Origin of the sequence: Yinghuangia soli, from assembly GCF_021502675.1 — a bacterium.
Classification (GTDB): Bacteria; Actinomycetota; Actinomycetes; order Streptomycetales; family Streptomycetaceae; genus Yinghuangia; species Yinghuangia soli.
The window spans coordinates 40,541-63,867 of sequence record NZ_JAKFHA010000047.1 but is presented as its reverse complement, the minus strand read 5'-3'; the positions used below and the strand labels follow the sequence as shown (position 1 = coordinate 63,867).

Genomic DNA, 23,327 nt, shown 5'->3' with positions numbered 1-23,327 from the left:
AACGCGTTGTGCAGGCCCGAACCGCCGCGGCACGCGGGGCCGTTCGCCGACGGTCAGGCCTCCGGAAACGGGGAGCGGAGCCAGGGGGGAGGCATCAGGTGAACATCGCGGTCGTGCGCTCCTGGATCTCCTCGGGGGTGAGCGCCTCGATGTCCTGGGAGATCATCCACAGGTGCCCGAACGGGTCCGCCACACGCCCGCCGCGCTGTCCGTACGGCTGGTCCGCGACCGGGTAGACGACGGTGGCGCCGTTGCTCAGCAGGGCGTCGGCCACAGCGTCGGCGTCCTCGACGTCCAAGGCGATGACGACCGGGCTCCCGCCCAGCGTGGTGGGCGCCGGGTCCGCATCGTCCTCGTCCTTGACCGCGATGGGCGTGCCGCCGACTGTGATCATCGCGTGCACGATCTTCCCGTCCGGATCGGTGTAGCGCTCGACCTCCTCGGCGCCGAGCGCGGCACGGTAGAAGTCGATGGCGCGCGGCCCGTCGGAGACCACGAGGCGGGCGTAGACCCGGCGTACGCCGGACGTGCCGGAGCCGCCGGAGCCGTCGGAACCGCCTGGAGTCGGAGTGGTGTCGCTGGTGTTCGTCATGCCTCCATGATCGGCACGAGGCCCGCCGCGGGGATTGTAAGAATCGGCGGCGGTTCGGGTGACGTGCCTGCTCGCGCCGCCGTGTTCAGCCGCCGAGCGGGACGTGGTTGGGCTCGGCCGCCGAGCGCGGCGCGTACGCCGTCGGCGTCATCCCGGCCAGCGCCCGGAACTCGTGGATCAGATGCGCCTGATCGTGATAGCCGCAGTCGGCCGCGAGCAGCGCCCAGTCCGGGCTCTGCGGACCGGCATTGACCTGCGCCAGAAGCCGCTGGAATCGCCGTACCCGGGCATATTGCTTCGGCGCGAGCCCGACATGCGCGCCGAACCGCTCGGACAGGCGCCGGGTCGTCCAGCCGACACTGTCCGCGGCCTCGGCCACCGTCGCGCCCGCATCGAGCCGCGCGGCACAGGCCAGGACGGCAGGATCGGGCAGCCGATCGGGCTCCGCGGCGTCGAGGAGCGCGGCTTCGAGTGCCGCCAGGCAGGCCGCCGGGCCGCCGTCCTCCATCGCATGCAGCAGGCGCTCGCGCAGCGTGGCACCGGACCGGCCCCACAGGTCGTCCAGGCCGACGAGCCGGTCGCGCACCGCGGCCAGCGGATCGCCGAGGAACGGGTGCGCCCCGGCGGTACGGAACGCCACCCAGACGATTGCGCGCTGCTGCGCCGGGTCGATCACCGCGGGACCGGTGTACGGCCCCTGCAGCGCGCCGCCGCCGACGGAGGTCACTGCGGGAGGCCGGGTTCCCGGGCCGCTGTGTGCGTGGCCTGACGGACCGTCCGGGCCCGCGTCCGAACCGTCGCGCAGCCGGGTCGAGCTGAGCACGTCCCCGTCCAGGTTCACCAGCAGCTGCACACCGCCGTTCGGCAGGGCCAGCTCGGCCGCGTGCGCGTACTGGGCGTCCGTGTAGCCGATGGCGTGGATCAGCGGCCGGAGCGCGGGCACCGAGGGTCGGCGCGTCAGGGACGCCTCGGCTTCGCGCAGGTGGGCCATAGGAGCAGCCTACGTCCGCGCGGCCGCGGCGGAATGCGGACAAATACCGAGCAGTCGCCGCCATCCAGGGCAGGATGCCCGGACACGCAGCATTCCCTCGGACACGCCATCGGAGCCGCCACATGGACGAGACCACGAACGAGACCACGAGCGGGACCGCGGACGAGATCGCCGGTGCCGAGGCCGCATCACCCGGCGCGGTCGCGGAACTGCGCCTCGTCGTCACCGCAGCCGACTACGAGGCGGCCCTCGCGTACTACCGTGACGTTCTCGGCCTCGGAGAGCTGGGCGCCTTTGCATCCGAGGGCGGCCGGGTCACCATCCTGGACGCCGGACGCGCGACCCTGGAGATCGCCGACCCTCCGCACGCCGCGTACATCGACGACGTCGAGGTCGGCCGCCGCGTAGCGGGCCACATCCGCATCGCCTTCCGCGTACCGGACGCGGCCGCGGCCACCCGCCGCGCCGAGGACGCGGGCCTGGAAATCCTCGCCGAACCGGTCGTGACGCCCTGGAACTCCTCGAACGCCCGCCTGGAGGGCCCCGCAGGCCTCCAGCTCACTCTCTTCCAGGACCTGGGCGAATCGGACGTGTGAGCCGACGTACACGGCTCGGGGTATCGAAATCGTTCGGACGCTGCTGAAGTTGTCCGACCGGACCGCCGGCCGAACTCCGGTGCCGGGCCGGGCCGGGGCGGGCCGGGCCGGGCCGGGTCGAGCCCATGCAGGGTCCGGGCAGCGCGCGGCACAGCGCGCAAGGCACGGCGACGCGTACACGTGCGGGAGGTCGAGGCTGTTGCGCGCATGGCGGGTGGTCGGGGTCGGCGAGCCTGCGGACGTTCTGCGCCTGGCCGACGTGGAGGTGCCGGAGCCGGGCCCGGGGCAGGTGCGCATCCGCGTATCCGCCGCGGGAATCGGGCTGCCGGACCTGCTCATGTGCCGCGGGGCGTACGCCTTTGCACCCGCAATCCCCTTCACGCCCGGTCAGGAAGCGGCCGGTGTCGTCACCGCCGCCGGGAGTGGCGTGGACGTGCCGCTCGGAGCCGCGGTCATGGCGGTCACGGCCTTCCCGTCCGGCCACGGCGCGTTCGCCGGCGAGTGCCTCGCCAAAGCCGATTCGGTGTTCCCCGTGCCGCCCGGACTGGACGCCACGGCCGCCGCAGGTTTCTGGATCCCGCACCTGACCGGGTGGCTCGGGCTCGTCGACCGCGGACGGCTGGCCGACGGCGAATGGCTGGTCGTCCTCGGAGCCGCGGGCGGCAGCGGACTCGCCGCCGTGCAGCTGGGAAAAGCGCTCGGCGCACGCGTCGTCGCCGTGGTCGGGGACGACCGGCGCGCCGAGCAGTGCCGCAGGCTCGGCGCGGAAGCGGTGCTCGACCACCGTACGGGCGCCCTGGCCCCGGCACTGCACGAACTCACCGGCGGACGCGGCGTCGACGTCATCTACGACCCGGTCGGCGGGGCCCTGGCTGCCGGCGCCGCCGAGGCACTGTCCCGCGGCGGGCGGCTGCTCGCCGTCGGGAACGCGAGCGGCTCGTGGGCGGAGATCCCGGCCGACCACCTGGTCCGGCGCAACGCCTCGCTGGTCGGCGTCTACACCGGCGGCTACTCCCGTGCGGAACGCGAAGCCGTGCACGCCCGCCTTGCCGAACTGCTGTCCCGCGGCCGGCTCGCGGACACCGGTACCGTCCCCGTGCCGTTCGCCGAACTCCCGGGCGCGCTGGCGCAGGTCGCCGCCAGGACCGCTCCCGGAAAGCTCGTCCTGACCCTGCCTTGACGGCGCTCCAGTCAGGATCCGAGATGCGGATTTCTCCTGATCCGGACCAGTCCGCGGTGGCACACTCCCCAAAGGCGCGCGGAAGTCGCCCGCGCGCGAGGCGATGAACCTTGGGGGAGGATCCATGGCCGAGCCGATACTCGCCACCGACGATCAACTGCGGCGTCTGGCAGCCGAACGCACCGACCGCTGGATCGACGAGACCGACCGCCGCCTGCGGTCGGCGTGGGACCATCCGCAGGCGCTGGTCCAGCCCTTCGCCGCCATCCCCGAGCAGCGCCGTCCACGATGGCGCGACCTCGTCCAGCAGCTCGCCCGGACGGGCGCGGAGGCATTCCGCAAGGCGGCCGTCCCGCGGCGCACCGAGCTTGCCGCCCAGGCGTTCGCGCTGCTGCGGGCCGCCGAACCCCGCCTGACCGACCGCGACGTGATGCAGCAGCCCGCACCCGTCAAAACGATGGTGGACGGCCTGCCCGCCCGCACCGAGGCGGGGGCCGTGCTCGCGGCGCTGGCCGCCGCCGGCGAAGCGGCAACCGCGCAATTCATCGAGCGCGCGCCCGTACTCGACGACCTGCGCGCCGCCAAGACCGTCGAACTCGGCGTCGCCCGCGACGCCTTGCGTGCGCACCTGGCACCGTTCGACCAGGCCGAAGCCCACCTCACCGGCACGCACGCCGCGAAGCTCCTGCCCCTACTGGAGAACGAGACGGCCGCCGGCGTCGCGGCCCGGGCCGCGGTGCCCGACGTCGTACGCGTCGACCGCGAGGCCGAGCGGGGCGTACGCGACACACTCGGCAAGTCGCTCGGCGAGCAATACCGGGCGCTGGCAGCCCCGTTCAACGCCGCGAACGCCGGCGTGCAGGAGGCGATGGCCCGTCTTGCCCCGGCTTCGGCATCCTATGGAGCCATGCTCGCGGCCTACGAGGGCCGGTGGATCAGGCCCCGGTGGGGCGACCCCTTCGCTGCTTTCGAAGTCCTCTTCGGCTTCTACGGATTGCCGATGCTCCGGGCAATCCTTGCGATACCCCGGGACGAGGCCATCCGTATCCCCGAAATCCTGGATCCGACATACGACAGGCTGCGGCCCGACGATGCCCGGATTTCCACGGTCTCGAAGTTCTGCAGGATCTTCCCGCAGGGCACCGGCGAGCAGGTGCTGCTCTGGGCCTTTACCGAAGTGGCCACCATTACGGAGCCCGATGCCACGCACTGGGTGGATGCCGTGGAAGCGCAGCTGAAGAAGGACCCGGTCGGCACGCCGTGGCCGGCGGAGCTGGGCCCGCGGGCGGTGGCCGGCCCCTGATCGCACCTGCCCGGCGTACCGGCTGCGGTTCCCTCGGTGATGTCGCCGAGGGAACCGGGCAAGGCGGTCGTCAGCCGGTCAGCCGTTCAGGCGGGCGAGCGCCAGCGTGCGGGCCCGGTCAAGGGCCTCGGCGGCCGGGCAGGGGACGTCCGGCTGCACGCCGGTGCCCTCCCAGTTCGTGCCGGAGACGGGGTTGACCGCACGCCCGACCGGGACGGTGACCTCCAGGTGCGGGTCCACCGTCCAGCCGTCGCAGGGGTGCGCACCGCCGCGGGTCGGCTCGCCGACGATGACGGCGCGGCCGAGCTGCTGCAGGTTGTACGACAGCTCCTCGGCCGCCGAGAAGGTGCTTTCGCTGGTCAGGATGTACAGCGGCTTGGCGCCGCCGAAGCGCGCGCCGGGGACGTGCGGCAGGCTCCAGGACTGCTCGCTGCTGCGGTCGCCGCGCCAGGACATGGTGTTGAGATGGGTGCGCTCGTCGAGCAGGTGGCTGCAGACGTACGCGACCGAGTCCGGGTCGCCGCCGAGGTTCGCGCGGAGGTCCACGATCAGCGCGTCGGCGCGGGACGCCAACGTGAGCGCGGCGCCGAGCGGCTCGGCGGCCCAGTCCAGCGGGAACAGCATCGGTGCCATCTCGATCACGGCGACGCCGCCGTCGAGCAGCTCCACCCGGGGCACGCCGCCGAGCGAGGAGTCGAACTGCTCGCGCATGGTCTCCATCATGGCCGCGCCGCGCTTCGGGGGAACCTCGTCCGCGTAGTACCTGAGCCGCAGGTGCCGGTCGCCGTTGGCGGACTGCAGGTCCGCCGTGACGAGCCCGGCGAGTTCCTCGGCGTCGACGTCGTACGCCCCCTCGGCGAGGCGCTTCCGCAGCAGGCCGGCCAACTGCTCGGCCACCTCGGGGAACACGTAGTTCTCGGTCAGCAGTCGGACCGTCTCGTCGATGACCGGGGCGGGCGGAATCTTCGGCGGGGTCGTCATGGCCGGGAGTAGATCATTTGTCCGATAAACGCGTCAAAGCTCTGACGCCTTCTGCGCGCGGATAGGGTCGACCGGTGCCCACGCTGATGCCGCTGCATATCGCCTACGCCCCGGCGGTGCTGGACTTCGAGGTGGCGAACCGGGACTACTTCGCCGCCTCGGTCCCGGACCGCGGCGACGCCTTCTTCGCGCAGTTCGCCGAGCGCTACGACGCCCTGCTCGCCGAGCAGGAGGCGGGAACCTGCGCCTTCTACCTGCTCGTCGCCGACGACGGCTCGGTGCTCGGCAGGTTCAACCTGGTCGACATCACGGGCAACACTGCGGACCTCGGCTACCGGGTCGCCCAGGCCGCGACGGGCCGCGGCCTGGCGACCGCCACCGTCCACGAGCTGTGCCGACTGGCAGCAGCACAGCACGGCCTGCGCACACTGCGGGCAGGCGTGACCCACCGGAACACCGCGTCCCAGAAGGTCCTGCTCAAAGCAGGGTTCGTCGCGCTCGGCCCGGCCGAGCCGGCCGACCTCGGCGGCGAGCCAGGTACGTGGTACCGGCGCGACCTCGCGGATCCGGCCGTACAAGGTGAGGTCGCCTGAGCTTGGCACAGGCTCACCGCGGACCGCGCCGGGCACTCCGAGCTGGTGGTAACTGTCGATTCAGTCCTTGTCGGGCTTGTTGCCCTTTCCTTTGTCGCCGGGGCGGTCGGTGCTCTTGCCCTTGTCGTCGCGGCCGGGCGTGCCCCGCTCGGCGGCGGTCGTGGGAGGCGACGTGGTGACCTGCGGCGTCTGCGCGGGCAGCTGCGGGATCGGCGTGGTGGGCGGCGTACCGGACGGTGTGCTCGGGCTGTCTGTGGCCGCGGTCCGCCCGGGGAGTACAGGGACCGGCGCGGGTGGGACCGGGGTGCCTTCAGTTTCGTGGCCGCCCACCGCGAGCAGGAACGGCACGGTGGCCCCGCCCGCCCCCAGGACGAGACCGGCCACCAGAGCCAGGGCCGCGACGTGATGCCGCCGCCGACGCATCGCCACCGCGGTCGACGCGACGTTCGTGGACTCGACCGAGCGGGCCGCGCTGTGGGCCGCGCCCTTGCGGGGCGAGGCCGATGCCGTACCTGCGGCGGCGCTTTCCAGGAGGCGGACGCAATCACCGGCGTCGGGCCGGTCGGCGGGTTCGGATCGGGTCATGGCGTCGATGGCAGAAGCGAGTTCGGCCGGCACCCACGCCGGGATGTGCGGTGCCCGCAGCGCGCGTCCCTTTCCCGCTGCCAGCGGGCCCCCGGGGTACTCCTTCTCGCCCTTCACGGCTTCGAGGAGGACCAGCCCCAGTGCGTGGATGTCGCTGGCCGGTCCCGACCCCCGGCCGAGCAGCTGCTCGGGCGCCAGGTACGGGATGGTGCCGACCAAGGTGCCGGGCGCGGTGCGGGTGGGTTCGTCGACAAGGCGGGAGATCCCGAAGTCCGCCAAGTACGGGGAGTCGTCGAGCCCGACGAGGACATTGGACGGTTTCACATCGCGATGCACCACACCGGCGGCGTGCACGTGCTCCAACGCCGACGCCAACCGCACGCCCAGCCGGGCCACGCGCTCGGCGGGCAGCGGGCCGTCGAGGATGTGCTCCTGCAACGTGGCGCCCTCGACCAGGCGCATCACGACGTAGACGTGGCCGGCCTCGCCGCCCACGTCGTGGACCTCGACAAGCGCCGGGTGCGCCAACCGGCCCAGCAATTCCGCTTCCTGGCAGAACCGTTCGGCGGTCACCGCGGAGGCGCCCGGCCGGAACACCTTCACCGCGACGTTCCGGTGCAGCCGCATGTCCAAGCCCCGGAAGACATCGGCGGTCCCACCCGCGCCCAGCAGCTCGATCAGGCGGTACCGGTCACCGAGGACCGCCCCGCTGCGGGGGACAGGGGACGGTATTCGGCGTGGCAATGCCGTCATGCTCTCTCCCCGGATGCGTCGCGGCGGTGCCCTGCGTCGTTACCCGAGCAGCAGCAGCGCATGCGGCAGTTGCAGGCGCGCGTCGCGGCCCGTCATCACAGGTGCGGAGCACGCCGGTCCCGTGTCGGCGCACCCCGTTCGGGTAGCCCCCGGGCCGAGACGTGTCCGACCGGCAGGCGGTGCCCGCGGCGTACCGCTGCGAGCGATGCCAGAGGCTGACCGGATCGACAGCCGGGGCCAGGGGCGCCGGGCTGCATTCCGGCAGGGCCCCGCCCCCGGGCGCTTCGGGCGGGGCGGCGCCGGACTCGGAAGGTGCCAGGTGAGGGGGCGGCTCAGCGCAGGTCGTACCGGTCCAGGTTCATGACCTTGTCCCAGGCGGCCACGAAGTCGCGCACGAAGCGCGCGCCGCCGTCCTTGGCGGCGTAGATCTCCGAGATCGCCCGGAGCTGGGAGTGCGAACCGAAGACGAGGTCGACCGCCGTGGCCGTCCACCTGACCGTGTTCGTGGCGCGGTCCCGGCCCTCGTACACGTTCTCGGCGGTCGTGGAGGGCTTCCACTCCGTGCCCATGTCGAGGAGGTGGACGAAGAAGTCGTTCGTCAACGTGCCCGGCCGGTCGGTGAGCTGCCCGTGGGAGGACTGCCGGAACCCGGTGCCCAGCGCGCGCATGCCGCCGATCAGCACCGTCATCTCCGAAGCGGTGAGCGTCAGCAGGTTGGCGCGGTCCAGCAGCAGCGTCTCCGGGGAGAGCTTCTCGCCGGGCCGCAGGTAGTTGCGGAACCCGTCCGCGCGGGGTTCCAGGACGGAGAACGAATCCACGTCCGTCTGCTCCTGCGAGGCGTCCGTACGACCCGGCGCGAACGGGACCGCGACGTCGTGCCCGGCGTTCCTCGCGGCCTGTTCGACCGCCGCGCATCCGCCGAGGACGATCAGGTCGGCGAGCGAGACCTTCTTGCCGCCGGTCTGCCCGTCGTCGAACTCCTGGCGGATCCGGTCGAGGACCCGGAGCGTGTCGGCGACCTCGGGCAGGTCGTTGAGCTCCCAGTCCTTCTGCGGCGCGAGCCGGATGCGTGCCCCGTTGGCCCCGCCGCGCTTGTCGGTGCCGCGGAAGCTCGCCGCCGCGGCCCAAGCGGTGGTGGCCAACTGGGAGACCGAGAGGCCCGCGTCGAGGATCGCCGCTTTCAGGGCGTTGACCTCGGCGTCCCCCACCAGTTCGTGGTCGACCGCGGGGACGGGGTCCTGCCACAGCTGCGGCTCCGGGACCCACGGGCCCAAGTAGCGCGACAAGGGCCCCATGTCGCGGTGCAGCAGCTTGTACCAGGCCTTCGCGAAGGCCTCCGCGAGCTTTGCCGGGTTCTCGTGGAAGGACTTGGAGATCGGCCCGTAGACCGGGTCCAGCTTCAGAGCCAGGTCGGTCGTCAGCATCATCGGCGCGTGCCGCTTCGCCGGGTCGTGGGCGTCCGGCACTGTGCCCTGGGCCGACGGGTCCGTGGGGGTCCACTGCTGGGCGCCCGCGGGGCTGGTGGTCAACGTCCACTCGTAGCGGAACAGGTTGTCGAGGTAGCCGTTGTCCCACTTCGTCGGTTCGGAGGTCCAGGCGCCCTCCAGGCCGCTGGTCATCGCGTGGACGCCGCTGCCCGTTCCGCACGTATTCCGCCAGCCGAGGCCCTGCTGTTCGAGCGGAGCGGCTTCGGGTTCCGGGCCGACGCAGGAGGGGTCGACGGCGCCGTGGCATTTGCCGAAGGTATGGCCGCCGATGATGAGGGCGACGGTTTCCTCGTCGTCCATCGCCATGCGGGCGAATGTCTCGCGGATGTCCCGTGCCGCGGCGAGCGGGTCCGGGTTCCCGTTGGGGCCTTCGGGATTGACGTAGATCAATCCCATCTGGACGGCGCCGAAAGGACCGGCGAGTTCGCGGTCGCCGCTGTAGCGCTCGTCTCCCAGCCAGGTGTCCTCGGGCCCCCAGAAGATCTCTTCCGGCTCCCATACGTCCGGGCGGCCGAAACCGAATCCGAACGTGGTGAATCCCATGGATTCCATGGCGCAGTTGCCGGCGAAGACCAGCAGGTCGGCCCAGGAGATCTGCTGTCCGTATTTCTCTTTCACCGGCCACAGGAGGCGGCGCGCCTTGTCCAGGCTCGCGTTGTCCGGCCAGCTGTTGAGGGGCGCAAAGCGCTGTGCGCCGGCGCCGCCCCCGCCCCGGCCGTCGGCGATCCGGTACGTGCCCGCGGCATGCCAGCTCATGCGGATGAAAAGCGGTCCGTAGTGGCCGTAGTCCGCGGGCCACCAGTCCTGGGACGTCGTCATCACCGCGAACACGTCCGCTTTGAGCGCGTCCACGTCGAGGTTCGCGAACTCTTTCCGGTAGTCGAAATCCCCGCCCAAGGGCTCGGACCGGGCGGAATGCTGGCGGAGGACTTGGAGATCCAGCTGCTGCGGCCACCAGTCCCGGTTCGTTCGGGGGCGGGTCGCCACGGGGGTCGGGGAGGGGATCGCGGGATTTTCGCTTTCGCTGCCGGACACTTCCGCCTTCTTCCTCACTCGGTTGTTTCCGTGCGCAGGCGGCGTCCACGCCTGCCGGGCACTCGCTTTCCACCCGGGGCGGACACATGCCTGCCGAGCCCGATATTCGCGCACGGCGAGCCGTACGCCCCTAAAGACACGCGGATCCCCGCATGGTCCCTGCCGCGCGCATCGATTTATGGGAAAGCCGCGGACCGGCACGGCCCGCCCCGGGAAGGCCGTTCGGCGTCAGCCGGGTGTGACGCGTCCGCGCCAGCCGCCCCAGGCCGTGCCGCGCAACTCGATGAACTCCTTGAAGCGCTTCAGGTCGCCCTTGATGCGCAGGTCCAGGACGCGCAGCGCGGCGGCCGCCTTCTCCACGGCGCCCTCCGGGGCCACCTCCATGGTCAGGTCGATCCTGGTGCACGTGTCGTCGACGGGGCGGAACACCACCATGCCGCGCTGGTCAGGGGATCCGCCGATGGTCCGCCAGGTGATGCGCTCGTCGGGCATCTGGTCGACGATCTCGGTGTCGAACTCGCGGTGGACACCGCCGATCGAGGTCTTCCAGTGGTTGTGCCGGGCGTCGAGCTGGCGGACCTCGTCGACGCCTTCCATGAAGTCGGGGAACTCCTCGAACTGCGTCCATTGGTCGTAGGCGGTGCGCACGGGCACGTCGACCTGGATGGACTGGGTCACCTTGGTCATGGCGATCTCCGTTCTCGTCTTGAGCGGACCTGCCCGGCGCCGAGTGCCGCGACGCGCTTCGTGCCGTTCATGCGCGGCGGCTACCCGGCAACGCAGAACAGACACAGGCCACCTGGCCGCAGGTGCTGCGGTCGGGCGAGCAGTGCGCGTACGGCGTCCTCGGCCGCACCGCGTGTGGCGGGCGTGCCGTCCGGTGTGCCGGCGCCGAGGTCGCCGAGTACCGGGGCGATGGTGACGCCGTCTTCGAACAGCTCGATCACCCGCGGACTGATGTACGACGCCCGGCAGGTGTCCTCGTCGGCGATCTCGACGGCCTGCGTCCGGCTGGATTTGCCCGGATAGGTGACCGCGATCTCGCCGCGCCGCATGGTGACGTGCTCGCGCACCAGCGTGGTCAGGCCGTACGAGGCGTTGTCCCGGGTGTAACCCGCGTTGCCGATGCGGAACAGGCCGAGGTCGATGAGCCGCGCCGCGCATCCGACCAGGCCGGCGGGATTGCCGGCGCCTTGATCCGGTCACGTTCGTCAGCGCCGAGCGGCCTGCCGCCCCGGTCGACGTACCGGAACCCGCGCCCGTGGCGCAGCCGCCGGATTCCGGGCGTGTGGATGTCGCTGTGCCGCAGCCGCATGCCGCGCCGCTACCCGGGGCCTCAGGATGCGATGCGGCCGGGCCGTCGGGCGTGTGCTTCGTGCGGGCGCGGGTAGCCGCCGCAGGACGGTGAAGATCGACTCAAGGTGTGTGGTGGAGATGCCCCGCGGTTCCAGCCCGAAGCGGAAGCGGCAGTACGAGCACATCAAGGACAGCGCCAAGAAGCGCGGCGCCAGCACCGGCCGGGCGAAGGAGATCGCGGCGCGGACCGTGAACAAGGAACGCGCCCGCTCCGGAGAGTCCAAGACGGCGAGCCGTTCGTCGACGCACGACACGTCGTCGTCGCGGCGCGGCGGACAGCGCTCGCACTCGGGCTCCGGCGGCCCCACCTACGACCAGCTCTACAACGAGGCGAAGCGCCGCGGCATCAAGGGGCGCTCCTCGATGCGCAAGGCGGAGCTGCAGCGCGCGCTGGGCCGGTGACCAAGCGGACGCAGTCGACCGCGACCGACGACACCCATGCGGTTGCGTACTGATCCGCGGGACACGGCTTAGAGTCGGTTGCATGCCCGACCCGCCGGAAGCACCGCGCCCCGATCTCCGCGGTCTCGCCGCTGCCTACGGACTGGCTCCGCTGCCGGTGGAGGGCGGTCTCTTCCGGCGTACCTGGGCCGGCCCCGCCGACGCCGAAGGGCGCCCGGCAGGCAGCGCGATCATGGTGCTGTTCACGGACGCCGAGGACGGCTTCTCGGCCATGCACCGGCTGCCCATCGACGAGGTCTGGCACTTCTACCGCGGCGACGCCGTCGAGTTGCTGCTGCTCGCCCCGGACGGCACCGGCCGTGTCGAGACCCTGGGCGGGCCTGACACCTACCCGACCGTGCAGTCCGTCGTCCCCGCCGGAACGTGGATGGGCGCGCGGCTGGCCGACGGCGGTACGTGGGCGCTGTGCGGTACGACCATGGCCCCCGGCTTCATGCCCGCCGACTACGAGGGCGGGGACGCCGACGAACTGGCCGCCCGCTTCCCCGAGTACGCGGCGGCCATCCGCGCCCTGTGCCGCGCGGACGCGCCGCTTGCGATGACCGAGGACCCGCACTGAACCGAACGCATCACCGGACGGAACCGAGCCGCACCAAAGGAGCACGATGACCGACGCGAGCCGTCCGGACCCCCGCTACCCGTCCCTCGCCGGGACGGTCGCGCTCGTCGCGGGTGCCTCGGGCGGCATCGGCGCGGGTATCGCAGCGACGTTCGCCCAGGCCGGCGCGGCGGTAGTCGTCCATGGGCACCGCGACCGCAAAGCCGCCGAGCGCACCGCGCAGCTCATCACCGACGCAGGCGGCGACGCGCTCGTCGTCACCGGCGACCTCGCCGACGAGCAGGACTGCGCACGACTGGTCGGCGAGGCTGCTGCGTGGCGCGGCCGCCTTGATGCGGTCGTCAACGCCGCCGGGATCCAGCCCGTCCAGCCGCTTGCCGCGATGACCGCCGCCGACTGGGACGCGGTCCTCCGCGCAGACGCCACCGGAGCGTTCGTCTGCACCCAGGCCGCCGCGCGGCTCATGGCGGACCAGGACGGCGGAGGCAGTATCACGCACATCGCCTCGATCGAGGGCTCCCAGCCCGCGGCCGGGCACGCCCACTACAGCTCGGCCAAGGCCGCACTGATCATGTTCGCCCGCGCCGCAGCCCTCGAGTACGGGCCGCGCGGCGTACGCGTCAACACCGTCTCGCCCGGCCTCATCGACCGCCCGGGCCTTGCGGACCAGTGGCCCGAAGGCGTCGAACGCTGGCACCGCGCGGCCCCCCTCGGACGCCTGGGCACCCCCGAAGACATCGGCGCCGCCTGCGTGTTCCTCGCATCCCCGGGCGCCGCATGGCTCACCGGCCAGGACCTGGTCGTCGACGGCGGCATGAGCACCCACCCGACCTGGTAGAGGACCGGCAGCAGCACGGCAGGTCCCTGACCCCGCCCCAAGATCGCCACACACCTTGGGCGGGCAGAATAGGCGGCCTACGGGTGGTCGTCGGATCGTCCGGCCTTTTCCGGAGGGGGAGTCGGGTTGGCAAAGTTGTTCAGTACGGCCCCTGGAACCATCGGCGAGACCATCATCCGCTTCCTGGCGGTCCCGGCGCCGCTCACCGAAGGCGAGTTCGAGTCCCTCCTGGGATCCCTGGGCTGGCGCGTGCAGGAGCGTGAGGCCAGTCCTCCCGTCTACTGGGTGGAAGCCCATGCCCATCCGGAGTTGCTGGGCAGGGCCGAGGCAAGCGTGGAGAGTGGCGCGCTCGTCTATATCGACCTGCCCGTGACCGAATCGGTCGACGAGGACGACGAGGACGGCCAAGCGCAGTTGACCGAGCTTGCCCGTCGGCTCTTCGCCGAAGTCCCCCGCCTGATTCCCGGACCGCACCGGCAGCACGGGCAGAGGATCACGTGGCCGGGCGCCTGCTATGACGTCTCGCTGTCGAGGGCAGCGGATCAGGTAGGCGTTGTCGTCGAATCCAGGGGCGACTCCCCGACGCCGGCCGTGGATTCCGGCGCGGAGCGTGACCCATGGCGGGAGACCGCTCGCGGGCTCGGTCGCCTCATGAGCGTGCTGTCCGACCTTGATCGGATCGAGCTTCTGGTACGGGGAACCCCAGTCGTGGACATCAGTCGCGCGGCTGACGTCCTCTGGATTCTTGCCACCGGTCCGGATGACTCCATCACACCGGTGGAACTGTCGCCGGCGCAGCGCAGTGCGCTCCTGGAAATGGGCTTCTTCTCACCCGAGGGCGAGGAGTACCCGGGGCAGCCCAACACGCAGAACTACTGGTACGCGGGCGAACTGCCCTCGACCAACGGGTACTTCGACTGGATGGGCCAACTTGTCGTCAGCGCGCTCCGGGACGTCTACGGTGCCGGGGAGCCGGGGGCGGTGTCCTGGTGCGGCGTGGCTCTGAGCGACGACGCGTCCCGGACTCTCCGCTCCCTCGACCTGGCACAAGCGGGTGGTTGAACCCCCCGGTCCACCGGTTGCCGCTCCGGAGATCGACAGCCGAGGTCATCGAGGAGGTGCTCAAGTCCGCCGGTCGAGGTCGGGAGCGGCGATGACGCCTGCCGCTTCGAGGGCGTCCAGGTCGTGCGGGGGCAGGCGAAGGAGCTCGGTGAGGACGGTGCGGGTGTCCTGGCCGACCAGCGGCGGTGCGGTTTCCGGGAGTTCGGGGGCCTCGCTCAGCTTGACGGGGTTGCCGGCGACCAGGACCGGTTCCGCGGGGCCGTCGGTGCGGGGGATGGGCACGAGCATGTTGCGCTGCGCGAGATGGGGGTCGCCGACGACGTCCTCGGCGGAGTTGCAGGGCGCGGCCGTGATGCCCGCCTCGGCGAGGTGCCCGGCGGCGGTGAGGGCCGACATGTCCTTGGACCACTGCTCGAGCGCGGGGCGGATCACGTCGGGCCAGTGGTCGTGCCAGCCGAAGCGGTCCGCGAAACGCGGGTCGGACAGCCAGCTTTCGCGATCGAGGAGGCGGGCCAGGCGTTCGAACTGGTGCTCGCGGCTGACCTGGATGTAGCACCAGCGTCCGCCGACCTGGAACGCGGAGAGGATGTACGGCATCCGCAGGCCGGCATCGGACCCGGTCTCGCCGTCCGGGTCGGCGTCGCGGCGTACGCCCAGCGACCAGAAGTTCGGGACGATGTCGCAGATGGCGACCATCGCGTCGAACATCGCGACGTCGACCAGCTGCCCCCGGCCGGTGTGCTCGCGCTGGCGTAGCGCGGCCAGGACGCCGATCACCCCGAACAGCCCGGAACCGGTGTCGCCGAGGCCGCCCATCGGGTTGATGACGGGCGGCTGCCCCGGGCGGCGGGCATGCTCGTAGATGCCCGACATCGCCTCGGCGACCCCGGCGTAGGCAGGCCAGTCGGCGTACGGCGATGCGCCGTCGGCGCCGAAGCCGGTGATGGACAGGTAGACGACGGACGGGTGTTCGGCGGAGACATGCGGATACCCGAGGCCCAGACGGGCGGCGCGGCCCGGGCCGAGGTTCTCCACGACGACGTCGCAGGAGCGGGACAGCCCGTGGACCAGGTCGCGGCCGCGTTCGGACTTCAGGTCGACGGCGATGCTGCGCTTGCCGAGGTTGTACCGCAGGAACGTGGCGCCGGCCGGGCGCCCGGACGCGTCGAGCACCGCGGGCCTGGCGGCGCGCCCCGACTCCCCGGACGGGGACTCGACCTTGATGACCTCCGCGCCGAGCCGGGCCAGCATCAGCGTCGCGAAGGGTGCCGCCTGCATCTGCTCCAGGGCGAGGACGCGGATGCCGTCCAGCGGCCGGGGCGCGGGGGCCGGAACGGGGCCAGGGTCGGGGGCGGTGTCGTGCGGGGCGGAGGCCATCGGCTGCACGCTCCTGGGGAGGGTCGGTGCCTGTCGGGTCGGACGTCGTACGGGGCCGCGCCGAACTTGCCGAAGATGACCATCGGATTGCGGACAATATACAAGATGCACAGCCGAGGGGAGGGGGCTCGGCGCGGTGCGCGGAGAGTGGTAACTCAGTTTTCGGTGGGGAGGGGCGGTGCTGCCGGGTGGGGGGCTCCTGGTGATGGCGGAGTGAGTACCTGCATGCGGTTTACGGGAGATTGGCCGGCCGGCTGCCGGCGGGCGGCCCCGGAGGCGGCGGGCGGTCCATTGACCAAAACAAGAATCAGGTTTTAGTTTGGGCGCATGTTGCCTCCCGGTTTCCGTGCGTTCGACGCCGACAACCACTACTACGAAGCGCTCGATGCCTTCACCCGGCACATCGAGCCCGAGTTCCGCAAGCGATGCATGCAGTGGGCACAGGTGGACGGCAAGACCCGGCTGCTGGTCGGGGGCAAGGTCAACAAGTTCATCCCGGACCCCACGTTCTCGCGCCTCGCCAAGCCGGGGGTGCTGGAGAAGTGGTTCCGGGGCACCGCCAAGGGCTCGCTCATCGAGCAGTTCGGCGAGTTGGAGCCGACCCGGGCGGAGTACCGGGAACGCGACGCGCGTCTGGAGGCGATGGACGAACTCGGCCTGGACGGTGCGATGTTCTTCCCGACCCTCGGGGTCGGCATGGAGCAGGCCCTGCTCCCCGACATTCCTGCGCTGACCGCCGCGTTCCGCGCGTTCAACCGCTGGCTGGCGGAGGACTGGGGCTTCGCCTACCAGGAGCGCATCTACGCCGCGCCGTACATCACCCTCGCCGACCCGCGGAACGCCGTCGCGGAACTGGAGTGGGCGCTCGGCCAGGACGCCCGGCTCGTCGTCATGCAGTACGGCCCGATCAGCACCGCCTCCGGGTGGACCTCGCCCGGCGACCCGGTGTTCGAGCCGTTCTGGGCACTGGCCGCCGAGGCCGGCATCACCGTCGTCTACCACGGCGGCAACAGCGCATACGGCCGGCTGATCTCGTGGTGGGGCGAGTCGCACGAGATGGAGGCGTTCCGCGCGACCCCGATGCGCGGCCTCATCAGCCCCGAGCCGATCGCGGACACCATGGCCGCGCTGCTCTCGTACGGCGTCCTCGCGCGCCACCCGCGCCTGCGCTTCGCCGCCATCGAGACCGGCGCCGACTGGGTCGCGCCGCTGTTCGCGCGCCTGAAGAAGTCGTACGCCCAGCAGCCGCACGCCTGGGCGGAGGACCCGCGCGAGACGCTCCGCCGGCAGCTCTGGGTCTCGCCCTTCCACGAGAACGACCTCACCGAACTGCGTGAAGTGATCGGCGTGGACCGCATCATGATGGGCTCGGACTGGCCGCACACCGAGGGCATCGCCCAGCCGCTCAACTTCGCGAAGGACCTCGAGCAGGCCGGCTTCTCCGACGCCGAGCAGGTCCAGGTCATGAAGACCAACGCCGAGGCCCTCGTCCAGCGTCTCGATTGACAGGCATCGCACCGTACTTGGACCGGACGAAAGGCCAGCACCGCATGCCGTTCCCCACGGACGTCCCCGTCGTCGACACGATGATCGGCTTCCCGCACGAGGGCTGGGACCAGTACGACTTCATCCGCCGGCAGACCAAGGACCGCCAGTCGCGCGAGGAGTTCGAGTTCCCCGCCGAGTACATGTTCAAAGGCGTGCCGAAGGACCTGCCGACCGACGACCCGGTCGCGTTCACGCTGCACGAGATGGACCGCTTCGGCATCCGCCACGGCATGATCGGGGTCGGCGACGAGACATCGCGCACCGCACTGCGCAAGCATCCGGACCGGTTCGTCGCCTCGTCGAACATCGATCCCAACACCGGGATGGACGGCGTACGCCAACTCGTCGGGGAGCATGAGGAGTTCGGAGTCCGGGCGGCCGGGGTCTTCCCGGCGGGTGCCTTCCCGCAGGTGCCGATCGACGACAAGAAGATGTACCCGTTCTACGCCAAGTGCGTGGAACTCGACATCCCCGTCTTCGTCTGCGCCGGCGTCCCCGGACCGCGCCTGAAGGCCGCTGCCCAGCACGTCGAGCTCATCGACGAGGTCATGTACGACTTCCCTGAACTCCTGATGGTGACCCGGCACGGGTGCGAACCGTGGGTGGATCTCGCCGTCAAGCTGATGCTCAAGTGGCCCAACCTGTACTACTCGACGTCCGCGTTCGCACCGCGCTACTACCCGCAGGCGATCGTCGACTACGCCAACACCCGCGGCGCCCACAAGATCCTGTACGCGGGCTACTTCCCGATGGGCCTCACCCTCGACCGCATTTTCGGTGAGCTGCCCGGCGTCGGTTTCAAGGACGAGGTCTGGCCGCAGTTCCTGTCCGGGAACGCGGCGCGCCTGCTCAAGCTGGACCTCGCCTGACCCTCGTCATCCCTACGGCCCGCACGGCCCGCACGGCCCGCACGACCCCTCTGGCACGCAACAAGTAAGGAATCCCGTGGAGTTCGGCATCTTCCTGCAGGGCTACAACCCCGGCTACCGGCGGCAGGGCAACCCTGACGCCGAGCACGAGGCCCTGATGAACGACATGGCGTACGCGATCGCCGCCGACAAGGCCGGCTTCAAGTACGTCTGGCTGAGCGAGCACCACTTCCTCGACGAGTACTCGCACCTGTCCGCCAACGACGTCATGTGCGGCTACCTCGCGCACGCGACCGAGCGGATCCACATCGGCTCCGGCATCTTCAACCCGCTGCCGCAGGTCAACCACCCGGCCAAGGTCGCCGAGCGCGTCGCGATGCTCGACCACCTCTCCCAAGGGCGGTTCGAGTTCGGCACCGGCCGCGGCGCAGGCAGCCACGAGATCCTCGGCTTCCTGCCCGGCATCGAGGACATGAACCAGACCAAAGAGATCTGGGAAGACGTCATCCGCGAGTTCCCCAAGATGTGGCTCCAGGACGAATACGAGGGCTACAACGGCAAGTTCTGGTCGCTGCCGCCGCGCCGCATCCTGCCCAAGCCGTACGGGCAGGCCCACCCGGCGATGTGGTACGCCGCGGGCAGCCCGCCGTCGTACGAGATGGCTGCGCGCCTGGGCCTCGGCGTCCTCGGCTTCTCGATCGGCGACCTCGAGTCCGCGGAGAAGCTGACCGCGAAGTACAAGCAGGCCATCGCGAGTGCCGAGCCGATCGGGGCGTTCGTCAACGACAACGTGCTGTGCGTCTCGACCGGCTTCGTCGCGAACGAGCGGCGGGACGCGGTCGAGCGGGCGGTCGCGTCGCGCCCGTCGTACCTGATCAGCAACGTGTACCGGTACCACGACACCTTCCCGCACCCGGAAGGGCTGCCGCACTGGCCCGAACTGGTGCCCGACATCAACGCGGACATGGTGGAGTTCGCCGCCGGCGAAGGCGCCATGATCGTCGGCGACCCGGACGCCGCGCTCGCCGCCGTGAAGCGGTACGAGGCGGCCGGCGTCGACCAGCTCGTCCTCGGGCTGGGGCCGGACACGCGCGAGGGCACGCTGGAGACCATCCGGCTCTTCGGGGAGCACATCATCCCGAAGCTGGACACCGAGGCCGAGCACCGCACGACGGTGTTCCGCCGGGCTGCGACCAACGGGACCACCGGGACCACCGGGTCCACCGGAGTCACGGGGAACTGACGCACACGGTTCCTTGCCCCGGCGTGATGCCGACGCATCACGCCTGCCCGGCCGGGGGGGGGCGCCCCCCCCCCGCGCGCACGCCCCCGCCCCCCCCCCGGGGGGGATGCCGACGCAACACGCCGGCCCGGCCGGCGGCGGCCGCCCGCACCAGGGAGGACGGCCGCCGCCGAGCCGGGGCGTTCGCAGGCCCGCGATCCGTGCACGTGCCTTGCGTATGTCTGCGGCGCGGTCAGCGCAGCGCGGAGAAGACCAGGCGCGTGACGCGCTCGACGTCCGCCAGGATCTCCGGCCACGCCTTCCGTCCCGTCATCCAGGCGATCAGGCTGGAGAGCACGACACCCTGCACGGCGATCTGGATGGTCTCCGCGGTCTCCGGCGGCAGGTCCGCCATCAGCGCGTGCATCGCCTGGCGCGACGACGTCTGCATGCGCGCGATCGTCTCGCTCGCGTACGGGTCCGACGAGGCGATCAGCGACACCGCCAAGTGCCCGAAGTTCGGCTGGCGTTGGAACGCCCGCAGCTCGCGCTGCGCGAACCGCAGCACCCGCTCCTCGGCGGTCGCCTCCGCGGGCAGGCGCGTACGGCCCAGGCTCATCTCGCCCAGCACGCGCTCGGTCAGCCGGGCCTGCCAATCCGCGACCGCGGCCGCGAGCAGGTGGTCCTTGGACGAGAAGTAGCGGTAGATCGTCGCGAGCGAGACGCCGGACCGCTCCGCGACGTCGCGCATCTGCAGACTGGCCGGATCCATCTCGCCGATCAGGTCGATGACGGCGTCCGTGACGCGGCGGTGGCGTGCGAGCTGCGAGCGCGTCATCGTGTCCACGGCTCGTGGAGGCAGCTCATGTGTCGGCACGGCCGCATTCTATCCGCGGGCCGCGGCCCGATCCCGGGCGCTGCTCGAGCCTCGACCTCGGGTTACAGATTGTATATTTTGTACGCTGACCGTTCGCGCCCCGCGGATCCCGACCGGACCCGAACTGACCCGCTCGGACCCGCTCGGACTCGACGGCCGCTCACCTGAACCGCGTTCCACTCCGCACTGCACGGCACCTGACCGCACCGCAGAGGAGAACCGCGTTGTCCGACCGCACTAGTGCGCAGCCGCCCGACCCCGGCAGCATGCTGCCGGACCGCCGCCTCCTCCTGCCGAACGCGCTACGGCACTGGGCCGCGGCCACGCCCGACGCGGTCTTCCTCGAACATGTCGACGGGCGCCGCCTGACCTACCGGGCCGCGTCGGCCGCGGCGGAGCGCTGGGCGGCGGCGCTGCGCAGCGCGGGCGTGGCGCCGGGCGAGCACGTCGCGTACCTGATCGCGGACCCGCTCGACAGCGCACTCGTGTGGCTCGGTGCCGCAGCCGCGGGGAACGTCGCGGTGCCGGTGAACAGCGCGTACTTCGGGCGCATGCTCGCGCACGTCCTGGACGACTCCGACGCGGTGGCGGTGGTGGTCGCGGCGGGGTTCCTGGACCGGCTGGCCGAGGTGGCGGACGGGCTGCCGGGCCTGCGGAACGTCGTGATCGTCGGGGAATCGGACGCATCCGGCACACTCGGGCAGGCAGTTGTGTCCTCGGGCGGCCGGTTGCCCGACTCCGTTCCCGAGGTCGCCGACGCGGCGTGCGGCGTAGAGGGGGACGAAGGAGAGGGACACGAAGTAGAGGGGTACGACACTGCGGCGATCCTCTACACGTCCGGGACGACCGGCCCGTCCAAGGGGGTCGTCACGCCCTGGGCGGCCATGCACGGCTACTGGTCCTGGGTTCCGGACGACACGCTCACCACTGGTGAGGCGCTTTACTGCCCGATGCCGCTGTTCCACATATCCGGTCTCGGAGCGCTGCACTACACGCTGTCGCGCGGCGGACGCTTCGTCACCCGCGACAAGTTCAGCGGCACCGCCTTCTGGGACGACGTACGCGCCGCCGGAGCCGTCGCGGCCGGGCTGGTCGGACCCATGACCGCGCTGCTGCACTCGCTCCCCGCGCGGCCCGACGACGCCGACAACCCGCTGCGCGGCATCGTCCTGGGCCCGATGATCGCCGAGATCGCCGCCTTCGAGGCGCGATTCGGGGTCCGAGTGGCCACGTCGTACGGCATGACCGAGGTGCCGCCGCTGGTCGTCACCGGCTGGGACCACGGCCCCTGGCAGACCAGCGGGCGGGTCCGCACCGGCTACCCCTGGGCGGAGGTGCGCGTCGTCGACGAACACGACGTGCCCGTCCCGGTCGGCGCCACCGGCGAACTGGTCGTCCGAGCCGGGGCCCCCTGGGCGCTGAACGCCGGCTACTACAAAATGCCCGAGGCAACCGCGCGGGCCTGGCGCAACGGGTGGTTCCACACCGGCGATGCGTTCCGCCAGGACGAGGACAGCCGCTTCTACTTCGTCGACCGCATGAAAGACGCAATCCGCCGCCGCGGGGAGAACATCTCCTCGTTCGAGGTGGAGGCCTTCGTGCTGGACGCCCCCTCGGTCGCCGAGTGCGCGGCGTTCGCGGTCCCGGGATCGTTCGGCGGCGACGAAGTGATGATCGCCGTCGTCCCGGCCGACGGCGACAAGGTCGACCCCGCCGTACTGGCACAGCACCTCGCCGACCGCATGCCGGGCTACATGGTGCCGCGCTACATCGACGTGGTCGAGCAACTTCCGCGCAACACCACGTCGTTGCGGATCCAGAAGCACGTGCTCCGCGAGCGCGGCGTCACGGCCGGGACGTGGGACCGCGCAGCGGAGAGCCAGGCGGCCCGGGTGGAGAACCCAGCGGACACCCGAGTCGAGAACCGAGCGGACACCCGAGCGGAGACCTCATGAGCACTGCCCCGTCCGACGCGAGCGAGGAGCCCACCGACGTGGCCGTACCGCCCCCCGTCGCCGCGGAGCACCTGCGCAAGGTGCTCGGCGGCGTCCTGCAAGCCCTCGGTGCACCGGCCGCCGACGCCGCGACCGTAGCGGAACTGCTCGTCGAGGCCGACCTGCGCGGCGTCGACTCGCACGGCGCGCACCTGCTCGGCCTGTACGTCGCCCGCATCCGCGCCGGCCATCTCGACCCGGCCGCCCAGCCGCGGCTCGTCGAAGACCGGGGGAGCACCCTGCTGCTCGACGGCGGCCTGGGCTTCGGGCAGATCACCGGTCTCGAAGCCGTCCGCCTGCTCGCCGAGCGGACCCGGCAGCACGGCATCGCCGCGGTCGCGGTCCGCGAGGGCACCCACCTGGGCGCGCTGGCCGCGTACACCGAGCGCGCCGCGCAGGCCGGGCTGATCTGCCTCTGCTTCCAGAACGGCCCGACCATCGTGCCTCCGTACGGCGGCATCACCCAGCTGTTCTCGACCAACCCGCTCTCGTACGCCGTGCCCGCGGGCGACAAGCCGCCGATCGTCTACGACGTCGCCACCACCGCGGTCGCCGGCAACAAGCTGCTGCTGGCCAAGAAGCGCGGCGACACCGCGATCCCCGACGGCTGGGCGAACGACGAGCAGGGCCGGCCGACGACCGACCCCGACGCCGCGTCGATCGCACACCTGCAGTGGTTCGGCGGCCACAAGGGCTTCGGCCTCGCCGTCCTGGTCGAACTGCTGGCCGGCGTCTTGACCGGCAGCAGCTTCGGGCGCACCGAGCACACCGCGTCCCCGGCACACGGCCGCGACCGGGTCGCCAAGGGCTTCGTCTTCCTCGGCCTCGACCCCGAACGTTTCCTCCCCGCCGGTGAGTTCGGCATCCGAACCAGCACCCTCATCGACGACATCACCGGCTCCGAGACCGCAGCCGGCGTCGACCGTGTCCTCGTCCCCGGCCAACTCGAAAACGAACGCCGCGCCCACCGAGAAGCCCACGGCATCCCCCTTCCGGCCGCACTCCGCGACGAAATAGACCGCCACGCCGCCGAACTCGGCGTACCTGGCCTCGACTGACCGCGTTCG

At 71.5% G+C, this 23,327-nt stretch carries 23 protein-coding genes; 13 read left to right on the top strand and 10 right to left on the bottom strand.

Annotated elements, in window-relative coordinates; all coding sequences use genetic code 11:
• Positions 1-94: 94 nt before the first annotated feature.
• On the bottom strand, positions 95-592 hold the full coding sequence (locus LZ495_RS39880) for a VOC family protein (protein WP_235058121.1): 498 nt from the start codon (positions 590-592) through the stop codon (positions 95-97).
• A gap of 85 nt (positions 593-677) precedes the next feature.
• A complete protein-coding gene (locus LZ495_RS39875; protein ID WP_235058120.1) occupies positions 678-1,583 on the bottom strand; it encodes a helix-turn-helix domain-containing protein in 906 nt (301 codons plus the stop codon).
• Positions 1,584-1,705: 122 nt separating this feature from the next.
• On the opposite strand from LZ495_RS39875, the gene LZ495_RS39870 reads away from it, so the two are divergent.
• The 3 genes from LZ495_RS39870 (at position 1,706) to LZ495_RS39860 (ending at position 4,662) form a co-directional block, all read left to right on the top strand.
• On the top strand, positions 1,706-2,179 hold the full coding sequence (locus LZ495_RS39870) for a VOC family protein (protein WP_235058119.1): 474 nt from the start codon (positions 1,706-1,708) through the stop codon (positions 2,177-2,179).
• A gap of 199 nt (positions 2,180-2,378) precedes the next feature.
• Complete coding sequence (locus LZ495_RS39865) at positions 2,379-3,359, top strand: zinc-binding dehydrogenase (RefSeq protein WP_235058118.1); 981 nt, start codon at positions 2,379-2,381, stop codon at positions 3,357-3,359.
• A 124-nt stretch (positions 3,360-3,483) separates the two neighbouring features.
• Positions 3,484-4,662: a hypothetical protein gene (locus tag LZ495_RS39860; protein WP_235058117.1), complete on the top strand. Its 1,179-nt coding sequence runs from the start codon at positions 3,484-3,486 to the stop codon at positions 4,660-4,662.
• Between the two features lie 78 nt (positions 4,663-4,740).
• Here LZ495_RS39860 and LZ495_RS39855 read toward each other — a convergent pair whose 3' ends face one another.
• Positions 4,741-5,643 (bottom strand): S41 family peptidase, encoded by a 903-nt coding sequence (locus tag LZ495_RS39855; protein ID WP_235058116.1) that lies wholly within the window; start codon positions 5,641-5,643, stop codon positions 4,741-4,743.
• A 74-nt stretch (positions 5,644-5,717) separates the two neighbouring features.
• On the opposite strand from LZ495_RS39855, the gene LZ495_RS39850 reads away from it, so the two are divergent.
• Entirely contained in the window at positions 5,718-6,236 is a 519-nt protein-coding gene (locus LZ495_RS39850) for a GNAT family N-acetyltransferase (protein ID WP_235058115.1), read from the top strand.
• Between the two features lie 60 nt (positions 6,237-6,296).
• On the opposite strand, the gene LZ495_RS39845 is transcribed toward LZ495_RS39850, so the two are convergent.
• From LZ495_RS39845 to LZ495_RS45410, 5 genes are all read right to left on the bottom strand, one after another.
• Positions 6,297-7,574 (bottom strand): serine/threonine-protein kinase, encoded by a 1,278-nt coding sequence (locus LZ495_RS39845; protein ID WP_235058114.1) that lies wholly within the window; start codon positions 7,572-7,574, stop codon positions 6,297-6,299.
• 332 nt (positions 7,575-7,906) lie between these two features.
• Positions 7,907-10,096 carry a catalase/peroxidase HPI gene (gene katG, locus LZ495_RS39840; protein ID WP_235058113.1) on the bottom strand — a complete coding sequence of 730 codons (2,190 nt, stop codon included), beginning with the start codon at positions 10,094-10,096 and terminating at the stop codon, positions 7,907-7,909.
• A 228-nt stretch (positions 10,097-10,324) separates the two neighbouring features.
• Positions 10,325-10,783, bottom strand: coding sequence for an SRPBCC family protein (locus tag LZ495_RS39835; RefSeq protein ID WP_235058112.1), 459 nt, complete (start codon positions 10,781-10,783; stop codon positions 10,325-10,327).
• An 80-nt stretch (positions 10,784-10,863) separates the two neighbouring features.
• Positions 10,864-11,223: a hypothetical protein gene (locus tag LZ495_RS39830; protein ID WP_308268824.1), complete on the bottom strand. Its 360-nt coding sequence runs from the start codon at positions 11,221-11,223 to the stop codon at positions 10,864-10,866.
• Positions 11,178-11,411: a DNA topoisomerase IB-related protein gene (locus LZ495_RS45410; RefSeq protein WP_372498712.1), complete on the bottom strand. Its 234-nt coding sequence runs from the start codon at positions 11,409-11,411 to the stop codon at positions 11,178-11,180. The genes LZ495_RS39830 and LZ495_RS45410 overlap by 46 nt, the downstream gene beginning before the upstream one ends.
• Positions 11,412-11,530: 119 nt before the next feature.
• Here LZ495_RS45410 and LZ495_RS39825 point away from each other — a divergent pair, with 119 nt between their 5' ends.
• The 4 genes from LZ495_RS39825 to LZ495_RS39810 all read left to right on the top strand — a co-directional run bounded on the left by LZ495_RS39825 (position 11,531) and on the right by LZ495_RS39810 (position 14,373).
• A complete protein-coding gene (locus tag LZ495_RS39825) occupies positions 11,531-11,854 on the top strand; it encodes a plasmid stabilization protein (RefSeq protein WP_235058122.1) in 324 nt (107 codons plus the stop codon).
• Between the two features lie 82 nt (positions 11,855-11,936).
• Positions 11,937-12,473 (top strand): cupin domain-containing protein, encoded by a 537-nt coding sequence (locus tag LZ495_RS39820; protein WP_235058111.1) that lies wholly within the window; start codon positions 11,937-11,939, stop codon positions 12,471-12,473.
• Positions 12,474-12,519: 46 nt separating this feature from the next.
• Positions 12,520-13,311, top strand: a complete 792-nt coding sequence (locus tag LZ495_RS39815; protein ID WP_235058110.1) for an SDR family NAD(P)-dependent oxidoreductase — start codon at positions 12,520-12,522, stop codon at positions 13,309-13,311.
• Between the two features lie 126 nt (positions 13,312-13,437).
• Positions 13,438-14,373: a DUF6301 family protein gene (locus LZ495_RS39810; protein ID WP_235058109.1), complete on the top strand. Its 936-nt coding sequence runs from the start codon at positions 13,438-13,440 to the stop codon at positions 14,371-14,373.
• 60 nt (positions 14,374-14,433) lie between these two features.
• On the opposite strand, the gene LZ495_RS39805 is transcribed toward LZ495_RS39810, so the two are convergent.
• A complete protein-coding gene (locus tag LZ495_RS39805) occupies positions 14,434-15,750 on the bottom strand; it encodes a CaiB/BaiF CoA transferase family protein (RefSeq protein WP_235058108.1) in 1,317 nt (438 codons plus the stop codon).
• Between the two features lie 327 nt (positions 15,751-16,077).
• Here LZ495_RS39805 and LZ495_RS39800 point away from each other — a divergent pair, with 327 nt between their 5' ends.
• From LZ495_RS39800 to LZ495_RS39790, 3 genes are all read left to right on the top strand, one after another.
• On the top strand, positions 16,078-17,256 hold the full coding sequence (locus tag LZ495_RS39800) for an amidohydrolase family protein (RefSeq protein ID WP_235058107.1): 1,179 nt from the start codon (positions 16,078-16,080) through the stop codon (positions 17,254-17,256).
• Between the two features lie 44 nt (positions 17,257-17,300).
• Positions 17,301-18,167, top strand: coding sequence for an amidohydrolase family protein (locus LZ495_RS39795; RefSeq protein WP_235058106.1), 867 nt, complete (start codon positions 17,301-17,303; stop codon positions 18,165-18,167).
• A 76-nt stretch (positions 18,168-18,243) separates the two neighbouring features.
• Positions 18,244-19,410, top strand: coding sequence for an LLM class flavin-dependent oxidoreductase (locus LZ495_RS39790; protein ID WP_235058105.1), 1,167 nt, complete (start codon positions 18,244-18,246; stop codon positions 19,408-19,410).
• 232 nt (positions 19,411-19,642) lie between these two features.
• On the opposite strand, the gene LZ495_RS39785 is transcribed toward LZ495_RS39790, so the two are convergent.
• Positions 19,643-20,266 carry a TetR family transcriptional regulator gene (locus LZ495_RS39785; protein ID WP_235058104.1) on the bottom strand — a complete coding sequence of 208 codons (624 nt, stop codon included), beginning with the start codon at positions 20,264-20,266 and terminating at the stop codon, positions 19,643-19,645.
• 224 nt (positions 20,267-20,490) lie between these two features.
• On the opposite strand from LZ495_RS39785, the gene LZ495_RS39780 reads away from it, so the two are divergent.
• Positions 20,491-22,221: an AMP-binding protein gene (locus LZ495_RS39780; RefSeq protein WP_235058103.1), complete on the top strand. Its 1,731-nt coding sequence runs from the start codon at positions 20,491-20,493 to the stop codon at positions 22,219-22,221.
• On the top strand, positions 22,218-23,318 hold the full coding sequence (locus LZ495_RS39775; protein WP_235058102.1) for an Ldh family oxidoreductase: 1,101 nt from the start codon (positions 22,218-22,220) through the stop codon (positions 23,316-23,318). Before LZ495_RS39780 ends, LZ495_RS39775 begins: the two co-directional genes overlap by 4 nt.
• Positions 23,319-23,327 lie beyond the last annotated feature (9 nt).